An 18,374-nucleotide genomic window follows, 5' to 3' on the forward strand; every position below is an offset into this window, starting at 1 on the left:
CGGGCATGCCCGAGCAAGATCTGAAAAACCGCTTCACCGAAGAGGCCATGCCGCTGCTAGACCAGCTCTACGGAGGCGCGCTGCGGATGACGCGCAACCCGCAGGACGCGGAAGATCTCGTGCAGGAGACCTACTTAAAGGCATACAAGGCCTTCGACCGGTTCACCCCGGGCACGAACCTGAAGGCGTGGCTGTACCGGATCATGACGAATACGTACATCAACACCTACCGCAAGAAACAGCGCCGCCCCCTGGTCACCTCGGCCGACGAGGTCACCGACAACCAGCTCTACACCTCCAGCTCGCACGACTCGACCGGGCTGGAATCCGCCGAGGTGGAGGCGTTGAAGCAGATGCCGAACTCCCGGATTTCGGAGGCGCTCAACTCGCTGAACGAGGACTACCGCATGGTGGTCTACTACGCCGACGTGGAGGGCCTGGCGTACAAGGAAATCGCCGAAGTGATGGACATTCCGCTTGGCACGGTGATGAGTCGGCTGCACCGTGGAAGAAAACAACTGCGCGAGATGTTGAAAGACGTAGCGCATGATCAAGGCATTGGGCTCGAGCGAGCGGCGACAGATGCAAAAAACGCGGAGGAGAAGTGATGGACACGCCCAACAACCACTGCGAAGCGGCTGATTGCACCGAGGTGCACGCACTGCTGTGCGAGCTGTTTGACCCGTCGACTACGCCCGAGCGGGTTGAAGAGATCCGTGTGCGCGTCAAGGCGTGTCCGCACTGCTTTGGGCAGCTGGAATCGGAGGAGGCGGTGCGCCGGATCGTCCGCTCGTGTTGCGGGCAGGCGCATGCCCCGGAGCCGTTGCGCAAGCGGATCATCGCGTCGCTCTCGTCGGTGACGTATACCGAGATCCGCTACCGATAGCGCTGTTTTTTCGACAGGTGCCCGCGACTGTGCAGGTCGCGGGCTCTTTGCGTGTGGCGGGGGTTGGGATCGTCCGTGGCGAAGAAGTGATAGCGAATCCCCGAAAACGGGGGTAATTTTCGGGGGTGGCAAATGGTGAACAATTCCGTATTGATCATTCCTAAGGAATGCCGGATTGGTGTTAGCTGAGCGTTTCATACGTAAAGGTCTTAAGGATATGGACGTTATGCTTCCCTTTTTCGAAAACTCCCAGGGTGGATGTTGAGAAATCCACAAAGTGCGGCATTCTATTTCTCGGGAAGCATAATATGCATTCACGAGTATCGTTGAACACTTTGGAGTTCGTAGACACTTATAGCGAGTTTGCTCTCAGGTATGGTGCGCCTAACGAACCGAATTTTTAACTAAGCCGCAGCCAATGGGGCTAAATGTGTTGAACAATCGCGATATAAAACAGTAAAAACCGTGAAAATAAAGCCGGTTTTCCAAGTAACTTCACAGTGCATACTCTTTCTGCATAAACTAGAGCCAGAACAAAGACAACAACTTCCGGCGTTGCCGCCGGGAGGCAGCACGAGAAGAGGAACACGAAATGGATGCCATCGCCCGCAAAGCACTTGCCGCAATGTGTGCGCTTTCTGTATTCGTTCCCGCCATCCAGACACCAGCACAGGCTGCGGTTGTCGAAGAGTCTTCCGTCGTTACGGTCACCGCTGACGAGGTCGGTCCCTTCTTCCACAACCTGGAGCTGGACAAGGGCCGTATCTCCTCGCTGAAGTTCACCGACCCGGCGTCGGTGGGTGGCACCCAGGATTCTTCCTTTTATATTGACTTCCGTTTCAACGGCCAGCGCGGCCTTGGAAACGCCGAGAACACCACGGTAGATACCCGCAAGGAGGGCAAGGTCCAGGTTGTGACTATGCGCAACCGCGACGACGCCCTCGGTGCTGCCTGGACCCGCGAGTTCCGCATCGACGGCAACAAGATCACCGTCCGCGTTGAGGTGGAAAACATCAGCGCAGAGGACGGGTACTTCCAACTGGACATGACCAATCAGGTCAACACTGCCCGCCAGCTGCAGGGCGCTTACGAGGATGGCGTCTTCACCGTCGGCCCGGAGTTCGGCGGCTACAACGCGCAACTGACCTTCGACGGTGCGTACAGCTCGGGCGTTGCTAACTCCTTCAATGACACCACCCAAGCTGGCGAGGTCGGCTTCGTCGATGAGGCGGGTGCCATGTTCCAGCGCGGCCGCTGGATCGAGGAGATCGACGCAGGCCAGACCGCAGTTGCAGAGGCCACCATCACGATGGAAACCCAGGACAGCGCAGTCGACCCTGACGGCGACGGCCTGCCGGATGTGTGGGAGGAGCAGGGGCTCACGCTTGCCGACGGCACCGCAATGCCGCTCAACGAGTGGGGTGCAGACCCGAACCGCCCCGACATCTTCCTGCAGATGAACTGGATGCCCTCGGAGTTTGAGTCGCGCGGTTGCTTTGACAACCCGCAGCAGCGCGCCTGCGCAGAGGCGAACACCAAGAGCTACCGCCCGAGCGCTGACGTCCTGCAGCAGCTGGTGGACAAGTTCGACGAGCACGGCGTGAACCTGCACATCGACGCAGGCGAGAGCTACAGCAACATCCCGAACTACGCAGAGCGCCACGGCGGCGAGTACGGCGAGTTCAAGCGCTACTACTTCCAGGGCGTCATGCCTGGCCTGAAGCTCATGGACAACATCGACGAGCTCCTCGGCAACCGCTCCGCGGTCTTCCGCAGCGGCATGATCGGTGACTCGATGGGCCCGGGCAACTACTCGGTCGGCCTCTCCCTGGTGGGCGACAACGCCTTCTACGTTGCCAACCACGAGCGGATGACCACCGACGAGCAGCTCCGCAACACGATCATGCACGAGCTGGGCCACACCCTCGGCCTGGATCACAACGGTTCGACCAAGTTTGCCAACGAGGTTCCCAAGTCGGACTACCTGCCGAACTACTACTCGGTGATGAACTACCTGTACCAGTTCAGCCACTTCGACTACTCGGATGAAGAGGCAGTCTCCGGCGGCCCGCTGCCGCAGGAGTGCAACCGCCCCGGTGTGAACTGCTACACCGGCGACTACCGGGTGCCCGCTGACTGGGACAACCTGATCATCAACACCGGCCACATCGGTCGTCCGGTTGGCGCCGCTGGTGTTGACGGCAAGGCTGTCGACGCCAAGGCGCTGCAGGCAGTGGAAGCACGCGCCAAGCAGTTCGCCGCAGCGGAAGCACAGAACGGGACCGCTGAGGTCGCACTCGATGCGAAGAAGCTGCAGGCCGGCAAGAAGGGCGAAGTCACCCTGCGGGTGAAGAACCCTGGCGCGGACCTTGACCGCTACGACATCCAGGTCGTCACCCCGAACGGCGCGTTCCACGACGCGGTCGTCCTGGGCGGTGCCTTCGGCCAGGCCGACAACGAGGTCACCGTGAAGGTGCCGGTCGTCCCGGGCAACGCAGCAGTCATGCCGGTTGACGTGAAGGTCACCAACGGCAAGGGTGCAACCGCCTTTGAGGACCGCTTCGCAGTCGACGTCGAGACCAACGCCAAGGCAGCTCCCTCCGACGCGATGGCTGGGGCCACCAACACCGGTGCGGCACAGGCACCGCGCCCGGAGAAGCAGCGCGAGACTTCGCAGACTCTGACCACCAAGGTCGAGCAGCCCGCAAAGCCTGCCGCGCAGGACAAGCAGGAGCCCGCAGAGCAGAAGCCTGCAGCTGACAGCCAGGGCAACGCCAAGGCTGAGAGCCCGAACATCGCAGCGATCGTCATCCCGATCATCGCCATCCTGGCCATCATCGGCGGCATCGCAGGCGTCGTCGGCTCGGGGATGCTGGGCTAGCGCCCTGGGAGAGAGACCCTTCGGAAGACGGCAACCCGCCCGGTTCGCAGTGAACCGGGCGGGTTGCTTTTTGGTGGGTGGGAGAGGTTGGGGCTGGGGTGCCGTTGTCTGGGGTCCCGTTCAGGGGCTCTAGATGGAGCTAGCTCCATTTGGGTCTGGGGCGGGTGGAAAACGCCTGGTCGCGTGTGGCCGGGTGTCCTAGATGGAGCTAGCTCCATTTGGGTCGGCGGCGCAGACAGCAGCGGCCGACAGCAAACAGCCCCGACACCCCGCATCCGTGAGCGCACAAAAACAACCGCCCCCTTCCCGGAACGTGCCGGGGAGGGGGCGGTTGCGCTGTTCTTAAGAGTTAGGACGCTTGCCGCGGTTTGCACTCTTCTTGCGACGGTCCTTGCGCTTACGACCACGCTTGCTCATGGGGGCCTCCTTCGAATTGGGCGATTAAAAGTACAGGTATTCTACTTTATCGCTCACACACGCCTACAGGGAAATTCTGTGCGCGTACGGTGGCGGGGCTTAGGCCGACAGGCGTGCGCGGTTGCGGGCGAGCGCCTTGTTGCGGCGCTTGATTGCGCGGCGCTCTTCCTCGGAGAGGCCGCCCCAAACGCCGGCGTCCTGGCCGGTCTCCAGTGCCCACTTCAGGCACTGGGAGGTGACGGGGCAGCGGTTGCAGACCAGCTTGGCCTGGGCGATCTGGGAGAGAGCGGGGCCGGAGTTGCCGACCGGGAAGAAGAGCTCCGGGTCCTCGTCGCGGCAAATTGCTTCGTGGCGCCAATCCATGGTGAAATACTCCTTTATATAAGCGTTGAACAGTTGTTGCGCACACCACTTCATCGCCCTCGGGGAAAGGGGCGAGTTGCAAACGAAGTTTGATTCCAGGATCCGGGCGGTGTGCTCTGGTGAGTTCCGGCTGCCGGTTTCCCTGGCGTTAACCCTGTGGTGTCTTCGGGTTAAGGGCTGTGTTACCAGCCCGTTGTTTTTGCTACCTGAGAATCATGGCATGAAATTGCAATGTTGGCTAGGGGTAAACGCGAAAATGTGATAGGAATCATACGAATTTTTGTTGCGCGGGCAGTTCATATTGGGATTCCCCAGGATTTTTCGCACCGTCCGACATGTCTCTGAACTGGGATAACGGGGAATTCTGCGCACGCATACGCGCCGGAGAAGGTCAAATCGGATACCTGTGATGTTCCTCGGGGAGATGGTTGGGCGTCGACAAGCGGCACTGCGCATGCATTTACCAAAGTGACGGATAGACTAACGCAATGTGACCAACAAAGACTCGAGTAAGCAGACCTCCAAACCCGCAATGGATCTAGATACGGCGGAGCGCCTCAGCGGAAGCGTGCCGCCGCTGATGCGCTTCGGTGCCGTCATCGTGCTGGTGCAGTGCCTGGCCATCTTCGTCTACGCGGCGAGCCTCATCTATAACCAACTGACGGGGGCGAGCGACAGCACGCTTGAATCGGATTCGGCGGCGGTCCACTTCGTCTCGCTGGGTACGGCGATCTTCCTGCTAATCATCTTTGGCTTCATCGCCTTTGTCGCCGTGTCCACGTTGCGCGGTAAGCCGCGGAGTACGGGCGCGATCGTGTTGATCGAGGCGATCCTGACCGGTGTGGCCTTCTACATGTTTTCCGGCGGCGCGATCCTGTTGGGAATCGCCACGCTGCTGTCCACGGCGCTCGTGCTCTACACCGTCTTTAACCCGGAGTCGGCGCGCTACAACGAGGCGCGCTACGAGCTCCGCAAGGCCCAGCGCTAGGGCTTACTCCTCGATCGCGAGGACGACGACCTCATCGCCGCGCTTTTCCACGATGGTCGGGCCGGCCGAGCTAATGGAGATGGGGCCGGAGTAGTCGCCGCGGTCAACCGGGATGATCTTCTCCACCGAGTTCTTGTCCCAGTTCACCACCGCGACACCTTTCGACGAGGCGTAGAGGAGGCGGTCGCCCGCGGAGAACCCGGTGCCGAGGGCACCCTGGAACACGCCCGTGACGCCGAGCTTCGCCGGGTCCATGAGCACCAGGTAGTCGTTCTGGAAGTAGCTCATGTGGTGGGGGAGGTCTTTGGTCGCGAGGATCCGCGTGCCGTCGTCAAGCGAGCTCGGCTCGCCCAGGTCTGGGATGGTCGAGGCGGTGATCTCCTTGCCGTCCATCTGGTAGGAGCGGACCTCGGAGGTGGTCGGGTCGTAGATCGCTGCGGCGTCCTGGGAGATGCCGACGAGGTATGCGCCGTCGTGAAGCTGTACCGAGCCGTGCATCTCCGGCTCGCGAGAGTCCTCCGGCGTGGTCTCCTGGAAGCGCAGGAAGGTGCCGCCGCTGCATTCCTCGGTCACCGCGAGCAGCTCGGTGCGGGTCAGCGCCGAGGTGATCGGGCACTCGTTGGGCTGCTGGTTCGGCTCCTGCGGGGCCTCGATCGTGCCGTACTCGACGGTGCGCACCATGTCCGAGCGCCACAGCTCCACGCGGTCGCGGTTCACCTGGCCGACGTGGTCGTTCGAGGCCACGGGCGTGATCTGCTCAGGTCCCGGGGCGGAGCGCGTCGAGGCGTACTCGCCGGAAAGGGCGTTGATGGCAACCACGTCGCCGCAGCCTGCGTTGCCGCGGTAGTTGGCCACCACCTTGTCCCACGCGCCGCTGAGGCCGCACAGCTCTTCTTCGCGGTGATACGTCCAGGCGGTGTTGCCCTCCGGAGTGGTCGCGGTGATCGTGCCCTCGTTGTAGGTGATCAGCATGCCAGCGACCACGAGCGGGGCGGCGTCCGGGGAGGTATCGGGCAGGCGGAAGGACTCGTGCAGCTCCTCGGGCACGATGGCCAGCTGGCCGTAGTTCTCGTGCTCCTCGGCCGCCGAGACCAGCTCGGAAGAGCGGATCGGCGCGGTGAGAAACGCGGTGCCGAGTAGGCCGACAGTCAGCGCGGTGATTACCGCAGTGGCGATCAGGTCACCCTTGGTGCGTCGCAGCGGAGCGTTCAACGCCGTTTCCTTCCCTGCTGTGGTCTCTTGGGGCTTTTGGCCGTGCGCTGTCTCGCCGGCCGGCTCCCGAGCACTTTACGCGGCCGCCCAACGGTGGCGGTAGCCGAGTCCGGAATATCGAGTGCCTCGAAGAGTTCCGGGGAGGTGGAAAACCACGACGGGGGAGTGGGTTGGCCGAGTTCGAGCTCGTCGTTAATCTGCTCCCACTTGTACATCTCATCAAAGCCGATGAGGGTGACCGCGGTGCCTGAGTGGCCGGCGCGGCCCGTGCGGCCGATGCGGTGTACATAGGTCATCGGGTCGTCCGGGGTCTGGTAATTGACCACGTGGGTGACGTCGTCGACGTCGATGCCGCGCGCCGCTACGTCGGTTGCCACGAGGATTTCCACCTCGCCGGTGCGGAATGCGTCCAGCGACTTCTGGCGCGCCTCCTGGCGCAGGTCGCCGTGCACGGTGCCGACGAGGAAGCCGCGGCGCGCCAGGTCTTCCGCCACCTGGGCGGCGGTACGCTTCGTGCGCGCGAAGATGATGGTGCGGCCGCGCCCGTTCGCCTGGAGCACGCGTGCGAGCACCTCGGGCTTGTCCATCCGGTGCGACTGGAAGACCACCTGTTTGGTGCTGGCGTGGGTGGCCGAGGCATCCTCGGATTCTGCGCGCATGTGGACCGGCGTGCGCATCATGGAGCGCGCCAGCGTGAGGATGGGCGCGGGCATGGTGGCGGAAAAGAGCATGGTCTGTACCTCTTTGGGCACCGCCGACCACAGCTTCTGGATGTCGGGCAAAAAGCCCATGTCCAGCATCTCGTCGGCCTCGTCCAGCACGAGGATGGCCACGTGCCCTAAGTCAAGGTCGCCGCGGTTGTACAGGTCGATCAGCCGACCCGGGGTGCCGATGACCACGTCCACGCCCCGCTTGAGTTCGCGCAGCTGGTCCTCGTAGGGGGTGCCGCCGTAGATGGTGGTGCAGCGAACCGGCGTGTACTTCGCGGCGCGGTCGAGGTCTTCGCCGACCTGGACGGCCAGCTCGCGAGTAGGAACGACCACGAGGGCGCGCGGCGTGCCGTCGAGCTCCGCGATGCGGGCGTCGTCGAAAACCCGGTCCAAAAGCGGGATGCCGAAAGCGTAGGTCTTGCCCATGCCCGTGCGGGCCTGGCCGATCAAGTCTCGGCCGTCTAAGGCGAGCGGTACTGCGAGCTCCTGGATGGAAAACGTGTCCGTGATGCCCTGCTCTGCAAGTGCATCGAGCAGTTCTGCGGCCACGCCCAGTGCCGCGAAGGTGGGCGCGTTGTCGTGTTCACTCTCAGCTGATCTAGGCACACGCTCATCTTAGCCCGGGGCCGTTACAATGGGGCCACTGCTCGGAGACGGGCGTGACTGAAGAGTAATTACACACATTTTAAAAGGAACGTGAGCGTCACCCATGGACATCAAGATTGGTTTGGCCGATACCCCGCGCGAGCTTGTAATCAAGCTGCCAGAGGGGCAGGAAGACTTCATCTCTACCATCGAGCAGGCGATTGACGCGGGCCAGGCCACTGTCAAGGTGGTCGATGACAAGGAGCGGACCTACCTCATCCGCACCGACCGGATTGCTTACGTGGAGCAGGGCTCGACCACCGCACGCAGCGTTGGCTTCATGCGATAGATTGTGAGGTTATGAGCAGTAGGCACAGACGTGCCGCGGCATCTGCGCCCACGGAAGCGAAAGCGGACTGGGACGAGGATGGCGCGGAGGATTTCTTCGGCGACTGGGAGGGCGACGATGACGGCGAGGGCCGTCTCGTGCGCTTTGCCCGCGAGTACGGGTGGCGCGCATACGCCATTCCGGTGCTCACTGTCCTGACTGTGCTTGTGCTGGTCAACATGTTCCAGCACCCCGGCTCTTCCGTGGTCGCGCCTGTTGGCGGCGCGGATGAGCAGACCGCCGCGGCCGCGGGGACCGAGGAGGTGGGCGAAGGCGGCGCGCATCGTGAGCCGGCCCAGCTGCCGGAGGGCGACCACGGGGTGGAGGAGCTGCCGCCCGGTGGGCCGTTTACCCCGGCGGGCGACGGCACCTACCGCACCGTGGGGGCACCCGGCCTGAACGTGGGCGAGGGCAAGGAGCTGAAAGTGCGCTACGTCGTGGAGATTGAAAACGGGGTGGACACCACCACCTACGGCGGCGACGGCGCGTTCGCGGCGATGGTGGACGCCACGCTGGCGGACCCGCGGAGCTGGACGAACGACCCCCGCTTCGGCTTCGAGCACGTGGCGGCCGACCAGGATCCGGACGTGAAGATCCGCCTGACTTCCCAGGCCACGACCAAGGAGCTGTGCGGGGTGAACCTGGACATGGAGACCAGCTGCCGCACCACTATTACTGGCGAGGACACCGTGCTGTTGAACGAGGCCCGCTGGGTGCGCGGTGCCGTGCCTTTCGAGGGCGACCTGGGCCGCTACCGCCAGTACATGATCAACCACGAGGTGGGCCACGCGCTCGGCTTTGCCTCGCATGAGGCCTGCCGTGAGGAGGGGGCGCTCGCGCCGGTGATGATGCAGCAGACGCTGAGCTTGGATAACTCCCAGCTGCATTCTTTTGACCCGGAAGAGGTGTACCCGGACGACAACAAGCGCTGCCGAACCAACCCGTGGCCGTACCCGCGCCCGGCAGCGAAGTAGAGGGGGTGTGCGCATGATTCCTGAGCACGTTGTTGCTGCATTCCAGCTGGAGGGCTCGGGCAGTCCGTTGGGCGCGCCGTGGGACTTTGGCCGCAAGTTTGGCAACGTCGTGATCGCGCCAGCGTCGCCGACCGCCGCGTGGTCCGGCAAGACCCGGGAGAAGCTGGCGGATGCCATCCCCGGCCTGCACGTCGCGCGCCCGGTGCGCGCCACCGACGGCCGCCTGGTGGTGGGCGGCTACTGCGCCAATGAGTTCGCCCCCGGGGCGCCCGCGGCCCGCGTCGATGAGGCGATGGCCGGGGCTTTGCTTCTCGACGAGGCGTTGACCCCCTTCGCCCCGCCCTCCCCAGCCTCGCGCACGGGCATGTGGGCCGATGCCGAGCGCGCCGCCTGGCGGGACTTCGACGGTGACGTGCCGACTGGCGGGCTGGTGACTGCGCACATGGACCTTCTGGCGTGCTGCCTGTTCGCGGGCAAGGACGCCCCGGTGCTGAGCGCCCTGGTGCCCTCGGTGGAGCCGCGCCCGCGCGGGTACACGGCCGCGCAAGTGATGGTTGACGGGCTGCTTGTGCGCGCGGTGGACGAGGGCGTGATCGGGCGGTGGGCGCACGTTCCACATCTGCTGGAGCTGGCCGAGCGCGCGCTGAAGTACCGCGAAATCACAGGTGAGGCCACCATCGCGAACGTGCGTTCTGATATTTCGCGGGTGCGCGAGCTCATCATGTCGGCCTAGCCTGGCACACTAGCGGCCATGAACGCACCACAGATACCGCACACCCCGCGGGCCTACTTGGTCCCACGCACGCGCGAGACCACCGCGCGCTCGTGGCCGACTGCGCTGCCAGAGTCCGGGCGGTGGAAGGTCGTCGGCGAGGCCGGTGCTGGTGTGACGAGCTTCCTGGTGGACACGGCGGTGGCCGCCGCGCTGCGGGCCGCCGAGCAGGGTGAGGATGCGAGCGGCATCGTCGTGCTCGCCTCCTCCAAGGAGGCGGCGGCGCGGATGCGCGCGGAGATCTCCGACCGGCTGGCCGAGAGCGGCTTTGTCAGCAGCGCGCCGCTGGTGCGCTCGGTGCATTCCCTGGCTTTTGCCGTCCTGCGCCAGCGATACGACCAGGAGATCCGGCTGATCTCCGGCGCGGAGCAGGACGCGGTGATCCGAGAGCTGCTGCGCGGCCAGGTAGAAGACGGGCGCGGGAGCTGGCCAGAGGAGCTGCGCCCGGCGATGGGCATGGTGAGCTTTGCCCGCCAGCTACGTGACGTGCTGCTGCGCGCCGTGGAGCGCGGCCTGGACGCGGATCAGCTCGCCGCGCTCGGCGAGCGCCACGACGTGGAGATCTGGCGTGCGGCCGCCGAGTTCCTGCACGAGTACCGGGAGGTCATGGCGCTGGCCGGGGGCAAGCGCTTCTCGGCCTCGGAGCTTGTCGCCGAAGTCTTACGCGGCGAGTTGCCGACGCTGTGGCACACCGTGATTGTCGACGATGCGCAGCACCTCGCGCCTGCCCCGGCCGAGTTCATCCGCCGCTTGCTCGCCAACGCCGAGCTGGGGGTCGTCGGCGGGGACGAGGCACAGTCGATTTACCACTTCCGTGGTGCCTCGCCGCGCTTCTTCCGCGACCTGGGCGGGTTAGACCACGAGGTCATTGACTTGGGGGAGTCGCGCAGGCAGCCGCGCCGCAGCGTGGCGATTGCGCAGGACGGGGCCACCCAGCTGGCAGCGGTGGCCGACGCGCTGCGCCGCGCACACCTGGAGGAGGACGTGGCTTACCGGGAGATGGCGGTGGTGGTGCGCTCGACCTCGCTTATCGAGCCGGTGCGCCGCAGCCTTTTGCAAGCCGGGGTGCCGGTGATGCTCAACCCCACCGACGTGGTCCTAAGCGAGCAGCGCATCGTGGCGGCGCTGCTGCTTGGCATGCGTGCGCTGCACGAGGAGCTCGCCTCCGCGCAGTGGCGCGACCTGTTGCTCGGCCCGGTCGGCGGCACCGACCCGGTCACGCTGCGTCGCCTGCTGCGCGGGCTGCGGCGGTGGGCACCGGACACGCGCGCCGAGGAGACACTGCACGCGCTGCTGGTGACCCCACAGGGGCTGCCCGACTTTGGCAGCGTGCTCACGGACCGCGAGCGCGGCCTGCTCGAGCGCGTTCGCGCGGTGCTGGACGCGGGCCGACGGGCCGAGCGCGAAGGCGGCAGCGTGGAGGACGTGCTGTGGGCGATCTGGCACGCCACCGGTCTGTCCGACCACCTGCTCGCGGTCGCGCTGCGTGGCGGTGCCAGCGGCTCCCAGGCGGACCGCGACTTGGATGCAGTGATGGCGCTTTTCGACGCCGCCGGGGACTTCACCGAGCGCCGCGCAGCCGCCGGCGTGGAGAGCTTCATCGCGGAGATCACCTCCCAGGAGCTGCCTACCGGCGTGCGCGACCGCCGGGCGGCGACGCCGGATGCGGTGGCGCTGCTCACAGCGCACGGTGTGGCGGGCCAGGAGTTCGCGCGCGTCGTCGTCGCTGGTGTGCAGGAGAATTCGTGGCCGAGCCTCGGCGAGACTGGCTCCCTGTTTCGCCAGGAGGACCTGGTGGATCTGGTGGATAACGGGGTGGACCCCGACGTGCCGGTCTCGCACACCGCGGAGCGGCTGGCAGAGGAACGCCGCCTGTTTTGGGTGGCGGTGACCCGCGCGCGCGACGCCGTGCTGGTCACCACGGTGGATGACCAAGACGGCGACGAGTTGATTGTGCCCTCGCGGTTTATCGAGGAGTACTGCGAGGACTTCGGTATCGAGCCGACCACCGTCGTGGCCCCGCCGGAGGCGCCGCAGAGCAGTGGAAGCGAGACTGCACACGATCGCGTTCGCCTCCTGGCACGCGACGAGGTGATCGCGGAGCTGCGGCGGGCGCTGGTGGCGGAAGATTCGGACGAGGCGACCCGGGGCCAGGCCGCGCGGCAGCTGGCGCGGCTGGCGCAGGCCGGTGTGGCGGGGGCGGCACCGGAGCAGTGGTGGGGGACGGCGGAGGCGTCGACAAGCGAGGCCCTGCACCACGCGACAACCCTGTCGCCCTCGCGCATCGAGGGGCTTTTGGCGTGCCCGATGCGCGAGACGCTCGGGCGCATGGTGGGGCTGGAAGAGAACCTGGCGATGATCTACGGATCGATGGCGCACGCGTACCTGGAGGCGCTGGGCGCGGGCATGGACGAGGCGGAGGCCCGCGAGGCGACGGTGACGGCCCGGCGCGAAGCGGAGCGCGGCCCGGCGTGGAAAACCGCGCGCGACGTCGACGATTTCGCAGCCCTGCTCGAGCGGCTGGGCACCTGGGTGGCGTCGACGCGCGGTACCTTTGCGCTGCTGGGCGCGGAGGTGCCGGTGCGTGTGGAGCTGGAAAGCGGGGTGCGCATTGCTGGGCGGCTCGACCGTCTGGAGCGGGAGGTCAGCGGTGAAGCGGAGGGCCCGGTGCACATCGTTGATCTGAAAACCGGGGCCACCCCGCCCACGAAGGCGGCGACTGCGGACAACATGCAGCTGGCCGCCTACCAGCTCGCGTTAGCCGGGGGTACTTTCGACGGCGAGGCGGTCGTGACCGCGCGGGAGGGGGATGCACCGCTGCGCGTCGGCGGGGCGGTGCTGGTCTACCCCAACGCGAACAAATCCACGCTGGCTACCCGCGAGCAGGCACCGAAAACGCCGGAGGAGCTCGCGGAGCTTGGCGAGCTTCTGGCCCCGCTGCCTGCACAGACGGCGGGCCCTGAGCTGCTGGCCACGGCCGGGCCGCACTGCGAGCACTGCGCGGTGCGCGCGCTGTGCCCCATCCAACCGGAAGGACAGGTGATCTACCGTGCCTAACGTGAGCAACGCCCCGATGTCGCCGACGCTTTTGTCGCGCTACCTCGGCCAGAAATTCCCGCCCACCGAGCAACAGGCCGCGGTTATCGGGGCCGAGCCCGGACCACTGCTCGTGGTGGCCGGTGCCGGGGCGGGCAAGACGGAGACCATGGCCGCGCGCGTGGTGTGGCTGGTGGCCAACGGCTACGCGCGGCCCGACGAGATCCTGGGACTCACCTTTACCCGCAAGGCGGCGCAGGAGCTGGGCAAACGCATCCGCGACCGGTTGGCCACCCTGGCTGCCAACCGCGACCTGGTGCGCCGGTTGGACCCCTCGGGCGAGCTCGCCGAGGCGCTGCAGGTCATCGCCCCGACCGTGTCCACCTACGACTCGTACGCCGGCGACCTCGTACGCGAGTACGGCCTACTGGTCCCGGTCGAGCCGGACTCACGGCTGATCACGGACGCGGAGCTGCACGCGATCGCTACCGAGGTGGTCACGGACTACGCCGGGCCGGTGATCGCCAGCGGCGGGAAGAATCCGGCCGTGGGCACCGTGGTGGGTGAGGTCCTCGCGCTGGTGACCTCGATGGGCAACGAGCTGGCCACGCCCGAGGAGGTAGACGAGCAGGCCGCCGCGTTTCTGGCGGAGACCGAGTCGCTGCCCATGGCACCGCGTGCGCGCACCGAGTTCACCCAGAAGTTGCAGAAGTGGCGCAGCACGCAGGAGGAGCGCCGGGCGTACCTGCCGCTGGCCCGCGAGCTGAACGAGGAGCTGCGGCGACGCGGGGTGGTGACCTTCAACGAGCAGATGTCCACCGCTGCGGCACTTGCGCGCGACCATGAGCGCGTCGGGCGTGCCCAGCGGCAGCGCTTCCGGGTGGTGATGCTGGACGAGTACCAGGACACTTCCCACGCCCAGCGCGTCCTGCTGCGCAGCCTGTTCGGCCAGGGTGCGGACCCCGAGCTGACGGTCACGGCGGTGGGGGATCCCATGCAGGCCATCTACGGGTGGCGTGGAGCCACCGCGGAAAACCTCGCCGCCTTTGTCGAGGACTTTCCCGTCGACGGTTCGCCCGCGCCGAAGAAGCAGTTGACCACCTCGTGGCGCAACCCGCCAGAGATCCTTGTCCTGGCCAACAGCGTGTCCGACGCGGTGCTGGGCACCAGCGAAAAGCGCACGGTCGCCCCGCTTGCGGCCCGGCCGGGCGCAGACAGCGGGGAGGTGGCCCTCGGGTTCTTCCAGACGAACGAGGAGGAGCTCGCGTTCGTAGCCGACAACCTCGCTGCTCAGTACCTCGAGACCCAGGAGCTGGGCGCGCCCTTTTCCGCGGCAGTGCTGGTGCGCAAGAACCGGCACTCCGCCGAGATCGCGGAGCAGCTGGCCGCCCGCGGCGTGCCGTACGAAATCGTCGGCGTCGGCGGGCTTCTCGACGTCCCGGAGGTCGCCGATGCGCTCGCCGTGGCCACCATGCTGGTCCGCCCCGCGGACTCCGCGGCCGCACTCCGCATCCTTGCCGGTCCCGCAGTAGGCCTTGGGCTCGCCGACCTTGCCGCGCTCGCCGCGCGCGCCAACAACCTGCGCGGTAGTACACAGGAAGAGGAGACGGCAGGCGAGGACCCAGCCGCACGCCTTGCAGCGCAGCTCGACGCACTCCAGACCCGCGCTGCGGCGCTAAACGCGGGGGCGGAAGCGCCCGCGGGGCTTGCCGACGCCGTCGCGGACTTAGGCGAGCCGGAGCGCTACAGCGAGGAGGGGCTGCGCCGGCTGCGCGAGCTCGCCGCGAAGCTGCGGTATTTGCGTACCCAGAGCCTGGGCAAGCGGCTCGTGGACTTGTTCACCGACATCATTGACGTCTTCGGCATCCGCACCGAGGTGCTCGCCCGCAGCTCTGCCGCTGGCACCGTCCACCTCGAGCGCCTCCTCAGTGCGGTCGCGGCCTACCCCGGGACCAGCCTGGAAGGCCTGCTCGACTACTTCGCGCTCGCCCGCGAACACGAGGATGGCCTGGCCCCAGGTGCCGTGGCCTCCCGCACCGATCGGGTGCAGATCCTGACCGCGCACAAGGCGAAAGGGCTGGAGTGGGACACCGTCGCAGTCCTGCACGCCGACAACGCCACCTACGCCGCCAAAGCAGAGACCTTCCTCACCTGGGTGCGCAACCTCCCGGACGCCTCCTTCGGCGACCCGGAGTACCTGGCGGACTTCGCCGAGGTGGAAAACCGGACCCAGTTTGAAAAGGCCGGTGCCGCCTGGCTGAAGCAGGTGCGCGCCGAGCTGGCGGAGGAATCCGCCCGCCTCTTTTACGTCGCCGTCACCCGCGCCGAGCGCAAGCTGCTCATCACCGGGTCGCGGACAAAACCGGAGGTTGCGCGCGAGGCGGAACCCTACGAGCACTTCGCCACCATGCGCACGCTCGTAGATGAGCCGGTGGCGTGGGCGAGCGGGGAAGAAGCCACGGAGACAGAGGCACCGGAACCAACAGAAGACACAGTGCCCACCGGCACCTGGCCCCACTTCGACCCCGAGCCGGAAACGCTCGCTGCCGCAGCCCGCGTCGACAAAGCACGCGATACGCTGCCCGCGCTCACCGAGGGCGAACTCTTTGAGCTGTGGGAGCGCGACGTCACCGCGCTGATCGAGGAACACGAGCGCGCCTCAGCCCCCGCCACCGCCGTGGTCATGCCCGCTGAGCTCACCGCCTCGGACGTGGTGGCGCTCAAGGCCGATCCGGAGCAGTTCGCGCGCCGGGCCCGCAGGCCAGTGCCGTTTAAACCGAATACCTACGCCAAGCGCGGCACTGCCTTCCACGAGTGGCTGGAGGAATTTTACGGCCAACAACCCCTGCTTACCGAGGACGAACTGCCCGGCGGCGACGAGGCGGAGGTGGATGCCGCAACGCTCAAGCGCCTAAAACGCTCCTTCGAGCAGAGCCACTGGGCGCGGCGCAGCCCTGTCCACGTGGAGCACCCCTTCGAGCTCGCGCTGGGCGAATCGGTTGTGCGCGGCCGGATGGACGCCGTATTCCGCGACGCAGATGGTGGCTGGGTCGTGGTGGACTGGAAGACCGGGGCGAAGCCCGCGCCCGCGCAGATGGAGGCGGCGAAGCTGCAGCTGGCGGTGTATGCGGAGGCGTGGCGTCGAATAGCGGGCGACGGCAAACCGGTGCGCGCCGTGTTCTTCTACGTGCGCACGGGCGAGGACTACTCCCCGTCGGAGCTGCCGGACGCGGACCGGCTCGCAGAGCTGTTGGACGCTGGCAGTGCTAGTGTTTCGGGGTTAAGTCACTCATGAGTAGAAGGGAGCAGTAGGCGATGAGGCGGCGTTACCCCTTTGCCTGGCGGGACCGCGTCCGCGACGACGTGGACCGCTCGGACGTTCCGGTGCATACGCTCCTTGATGTCATCACCATCCCTACAGAGGAACGCACCACCCCGTGGGCGCTCATTGCCCGGCGCTTCGCCTATGCCACGATGCTCATGGTCATCGTGGCGCTGATCGTGTACCTGGACACGGATGGCTACACCGAGCCGCTGACCTTTATCGACGCGCTGTACTACTCGGCGGTGTCGCTGTCTACCACGGGCTACGGTGACATCACCCCGGTGACCCAGGGCGCGCGCCTGGTCAATATCTTCGTGATCACCCCGGCTCGTGTGGCGTTCCTGATGCTCTTGGTCGGCACGACCCTGTCCGTGCTGACGGAGGATTCCCGCAAGACACTTCAGATTCAGCAGTGGAGGAGAACTGTGCGCAATCACACCATTGTGGTCGGCTACGGCACGAAGGGCCGTTCCGCTGTCGACGCCCTGCTCGCGGGCGATACCGCTCCGAGCAGCATCGTCGTCATTGACTCGGATCCGGTTGCCTTGGGTCACGCCGAGAAGCGCGGCCTGGTCACCGTCCACGGCGACGGCACGAAGTCGAGCGTGCTGCGAGTCGCCGGCATTACCCGCGCACGTTCCGTCGTGGTGGCTCCGAGCTCGGACGATACGGCCGTCCTGGTCACCCTGTCGGTGCGTGAGATGGCACCGCGCGCGATGATCGTGGCCAGCGCCCGCGAGAGCGAGAACCAGCACCTGCTGATGCAATCGGGCGCGGACTCGGTGGTGGTGTCCGCCGAGACGACCGGCCGCCTGCTCGGCCTGGCCACGGTCACTCCGCCCGTGGTGGAGATGATGGAGGACCTGCTCAGCCCTGACGAAGGCTTCGCCGTTGCCGAGCGTCCGATCGCCGACGATGAGGTTGGCTCCAACCCGCGCCACCTGGCCGACATCGTGCTGGGCGTGGTGCGCTCGGGTGAGCTGTATCGCATCGATGTGCCGGAGGCGGAGACCGTCGAGCCGGGCGACCGCCTCCTGTACGTGCGCATGACCCAGCCGCAGGAGTCGCCTGAAGCGCAGAAGCCGTCGGAGTAGCGTGCCGTTGTACCTGCTTTTCGACGCCGCGTTGCACTTCCCCCTCAACTCCCAGGGCCAACCGCTGCTCCTGCCTACCCTGCCGCCCGGCGTAAAGGTGACCACCAGGGCGCGGGTGAGCCCGGAAGTGACCGCGGTGCGGGTATCCGATGTGACCGCCGAGGAACTTGCGACGCAGGCGGCTAGTGCGCGCGAGTGGTTCGACGATCCGCTCATCGCGCGCGCTGTCGGGCTTCTCGTCGCGCACGAGCGCGGCGGCTTCGATCCGGCCGACGGCTCCCAGCTTGCCTGGGACGCCTCGGGCGCGTTTGCGCGGGGTGCCTCCGACAGGCCTGTCTTCCCGCGGATCGATCCTTGCGTGATTGGGGTGGTGGAGCACGCCGATTCCAAGCGCATCCTGTTGGGGGAGAACCGCCGCCGGCCCGGCTACTTCACCTGCATCGCCGGCTACATGGATGTGGGCGAGCGCGCCGAGGACGCCTTTGCGCGCGAGGTGTTGGAGGAAACCGGGCGCAGGATTGCAGATGTGGCGTATGTTGGGTCGCAGCCGTGGCCGCTGTCCGGGTCGTTGATGCTGGGCTTCTTCGCCAGGACCGAAGACGAGGACGCGGTGGGGGAGACCGATGGGGAGTTGAGCCGGATCATCTGGGCGACGCGCGCGGACTTGGGGCAGCTTTCACTTGCTCCGGAGGGCAGTATCGCGCGCCAGCTCATTGGCCGCTGGGCCGCGGGCGAGTTGTAGG

The 18,374-nt window shown here is 66.3% G+C and carries 15 protein-coding genes; 11 read left to right on the plus strand and 4 right to left on the minus strand.

The features are described from left to right. Nucleotides 1-5: 5 nt before the first annotated feature. From HMPREF2550_RS07750 to HMPREF2550_RS07760, 3 genes are all read left to right on the plus strand, one after another. Entirely contained in the window at nt 6-608 is a 603-nt protein-coding gene (locus tag HMPREF2550_RS07750) for a sigma-70 family RNA polymerase sigma factor (RefSeq protein WP_070764575.1), read from the plus strand. Continuing rightward, entirely contained in the window at nt 608-886 is a 279-nt protein-coding gene (gene rsrA / locus HMPREF2550_RS07755; protein ID WP_038588869.1) for a mycothiol system anti-sigma-R factor, read from the plus strand. The genes HMPREF2550_RS07750 and rsrA overlap by 1 nt, the downstream gene beginning before the upstream one ends. A 592-nt stretch (nt 887-1,478) precedes the next feature. Further along, nucleotides 1,479-3,767 carry a zinc-dependent metalloprotease gene (locus HMPREF2550_RS07760; RefSeq protein WP_070790585.1) on the plus strand — a complete coding sequence of 763 codons (2,289 nt, stop codon included), beginning with the start codon at nt 1,479-1,481 and terminating at the stop codon, nt 3,765-3,767. A 342-nt stretch (nt 3,768-4,109) separates the two neighbouring features. Here HMPREF2550_RS07760 and HMPREF2550_RS12620 read toward each other — a convergent pair whose 3' ends face one another. Further along, nucleotides 4,110-4,184, minus strand: a complete 75-nt coding sequence (locus HMPREF2550_RS12620) for a 50S ribosomal protein bL37 (protein ID WP_095066802.1) — start codon at nt 4,182-4,184, stop codon at nt 4,110-4,112. Between the two features lie 99 nt (nt 4,185-4,283). Continuing rightward, the gene (locus HMPREF2550_RS07765) at nt 4,284-4,547 is read right to left on the minus strand and encodes a WhiB family transcriptional regulator (RefSeq protein ID WP_038588872.1); all 264 of its coding nucleotides are present in this window, start codon (nt 4,545-4,547) and stop codon (nt 4,284-4,286) included. Between the two features lie 490 nt (nt 4,548-5,037). Between HMPREF2550_RS07765 and HMPREF2550_RS07770 the strand changes: the two genes are divergently transcribed. Beyond that, nucleotides 5,038-5,535 (plus strand): hypothetical protein, encoded by a 498-nt coding sequence (locus HMPREF2550_RS07770; RefSeq protein WP_246817531.1) that lies wholly within the window; start codon nt 5,038-5,040, stop codon nt 5,533-5,535. Nucleotides 5,536-5,538: 3 nt separating this feature from the next. Here the strand turns inward: HMPREF2550_RS07770 and HMPREF2550_RS07775 are convergent, their stop codons facing one another. Next, complete coding sequence (locus HMPREF2550_RS07775; protein WP_070764573.1) at nt 5,539-6,747, minus strand: Rv3212 family protein; 1,209 nt, start codon at nt 6,745-6,747, stop codon at nt 5,539-5,541. Next, entirely contained in the window at nt 6,744-8,063 is a 1,320-nt protein-coding gene (locus tag HMPREF2550_RS07780) for a DEAD/DEAH box helicase (RefSeq protein ID WP_070790586.1), read from the minus strand. The genes HMPREF2550_RS07775 and HMPREF2550_RS07780 overlap by 4 nt, the downstream gene beginning before the upstream one ends. 103 nt (nt 8,064-8,166) lie before the next feature. Here HMPREF2550_RS07780 and HMPREF2550_RS07785 point away from each other — a divergent pair, with 103 nt between their 5' ends. From HMPREF2550_RS07785 to HMPREF2550_RS07815, 7 genes are read left to right on the plus strand one after another with little or no spacing between them, the layout of a single operon-like run. Then, a complete protein-coding gene (locus HMPREF2550_RS07785) occupies nt 8,167-8,391 on the plus strand; it encodes a DUF3107 domain-containing protein (RefSeq protein WP_038588881.1) in 225 nt (74 codons plus the stop codon). An 11-nt stretch (nt 8,392-8,402) separates the two neighbouring features. Next, the gene (locus HMPREF2550_RS07790) at nt 8,403-9,404 is read left to right on the plus strand and encodes a DUF3152 domain-containing protein (RefSeq protein WP_083319842.1); all 1,002 of its coding nucleotides are present in this window, start codon (nt 8,403-8,405) and stop codon (nt 9,402-9,404) included. 13 nt (nt 9,405-9,417) lie between these two features. Continuing rightward, nucleotides 9,418-10,137 carry a hypothetical protein gene (locus HMPREF2550_RS07795; RefSeq protein ID WP_083319843.1) on the plus strand — a complete coding sequence of 240 codons (720 nt, stop codon included), beginning with the start codon at nt 9,418-9,420 and terminating at the stop codon, nt 10,135-10,137. Between the two features lie 18 nt (nt 10,138-10,155). Further along, a complete protein-coding gene (locus HMPREF2550_RS07800) occupies nt 10,156-13,233 on the plus strand; it encodes an ATP-dependent DNA helicase (protein ID WP_070790588.1) in 3,078 nt (1,025 codons plus the stop codon). A gap of 16 nt (nt 13,234-13,249) precedes the next feature. Continuing rightward, a complete protein-coding gene (locus HMPREF2550_RS07805; protein ID WP_070790595.1) occupies nt 13,250-16,507 on the plus strand; it encodes an ATP-dependent helicase in 3,258 nt (1,085 codons plus the stop codon). 20 nt (nt 16,508-16,527) lie between these two features. After that, entirely contained in the window at nt 16,528-17,631 is a 1,104-nt protein-coding gene (locus HMPREF2550_RS07810; protein WP_070764568.1) for a potassium channel family protein, read from the plus strand. Between the two features lies 1 nt (nt 17,632). After that, nucleotides 17,633-18,373: an NAD(+) diphosphatase gene (locus HMPREF2550_RS07815; RefSeq protein ID WP_083319844.1), complete on the plus strand. Its 741-nt coding sequence runs from the start codon at nt 17,633-17,635 to the stop codon at nt 18,371-18,373. Nucleotide 18,374 lies beyond the last annotated feature (1 nt).

Source organism: Corynebacterium sp. HMSC074A01 (assembly GCF_001831515.1).
Lineage (GTDB): Bacteria > Actinomycetota > Actinomycetes > Mycobacteriales > Mycobacteriaceae > Corynebacterium.

Bases quoted from the DNA above. Each gene is read 5' to 3' on its own strand.
- HMPREF2550_RS07750 (WP_070764575.1), top strand. From the start codon at position 6: ATGCCCGAGCAAGATCTGAAAAACCGCTTCACCGAAGAGGCCATGCCG.
- rsrA (WP_038588869.1), top strand. From the start codon at position 608: ATGGACACGCCCAACAACCACTGCGAAGCGGCTGATTGCACCGAGGTG.
- HMPREF2550_RS07760 (WP_070790585.1), top strand. From the start codon at position 1,479: ATGGATGCCATCGCCCGCAAAGCACTTGCCGCAATGTGTGCGCTTTCT.
- HMPREF2550_RS07765 (WP_038588872.1), bottom strand. From the start codon at position 4,547: ATGGATTGGCGCCACGAAGCAATTTGCCGCGACGAGGACCCGGAGCTC.
- HMPREF2550_RS07785 (WP_038588881.1), top strand. From the start codon at position 8,167: ATGGACATCAAGATTGGTTTGGCCGATACCCCGCGCGAGCTTGTAATC.
- HMPREF2550_RS07790 (WP_083319842.1), top strand. From the start codon at position 8,403: ATGAGCAGTAGGCACAGACGTGCCGCGGCATCTGCGCCCACGGAAGCG.
- HMPREF2550_RS07795 (WP_083319843.1), top strand. From the start codon at position 9,418: ATGATTCCTGAGCACGTTGTTGCTGCATTCCAGCTGGAGGGCTCGGGC.
- HMPREF2550_RS07800 (WP_070790588.1), top strand. From the start codon at position 10,156: ATGAACGCACCACAGATACCGCACACCCCGCGGGCCTACTTGGTCCCA.
- HMPREF2550_RS07805 (WP_070790595.1), top strand. From the start codon at position 13,250: ATGTCGCCGACGCTTTTGTCGCGCTACCTCGGCCAGAAATTCCCGCCC.
- HMPREF2550_RS07810 (WP_070764568.1), top strand. From the start codon at position 16,528: ATGAGGCGGCGTTACCCCTTTGCCTGGCGGGACCGCGTCCGCGACGAC.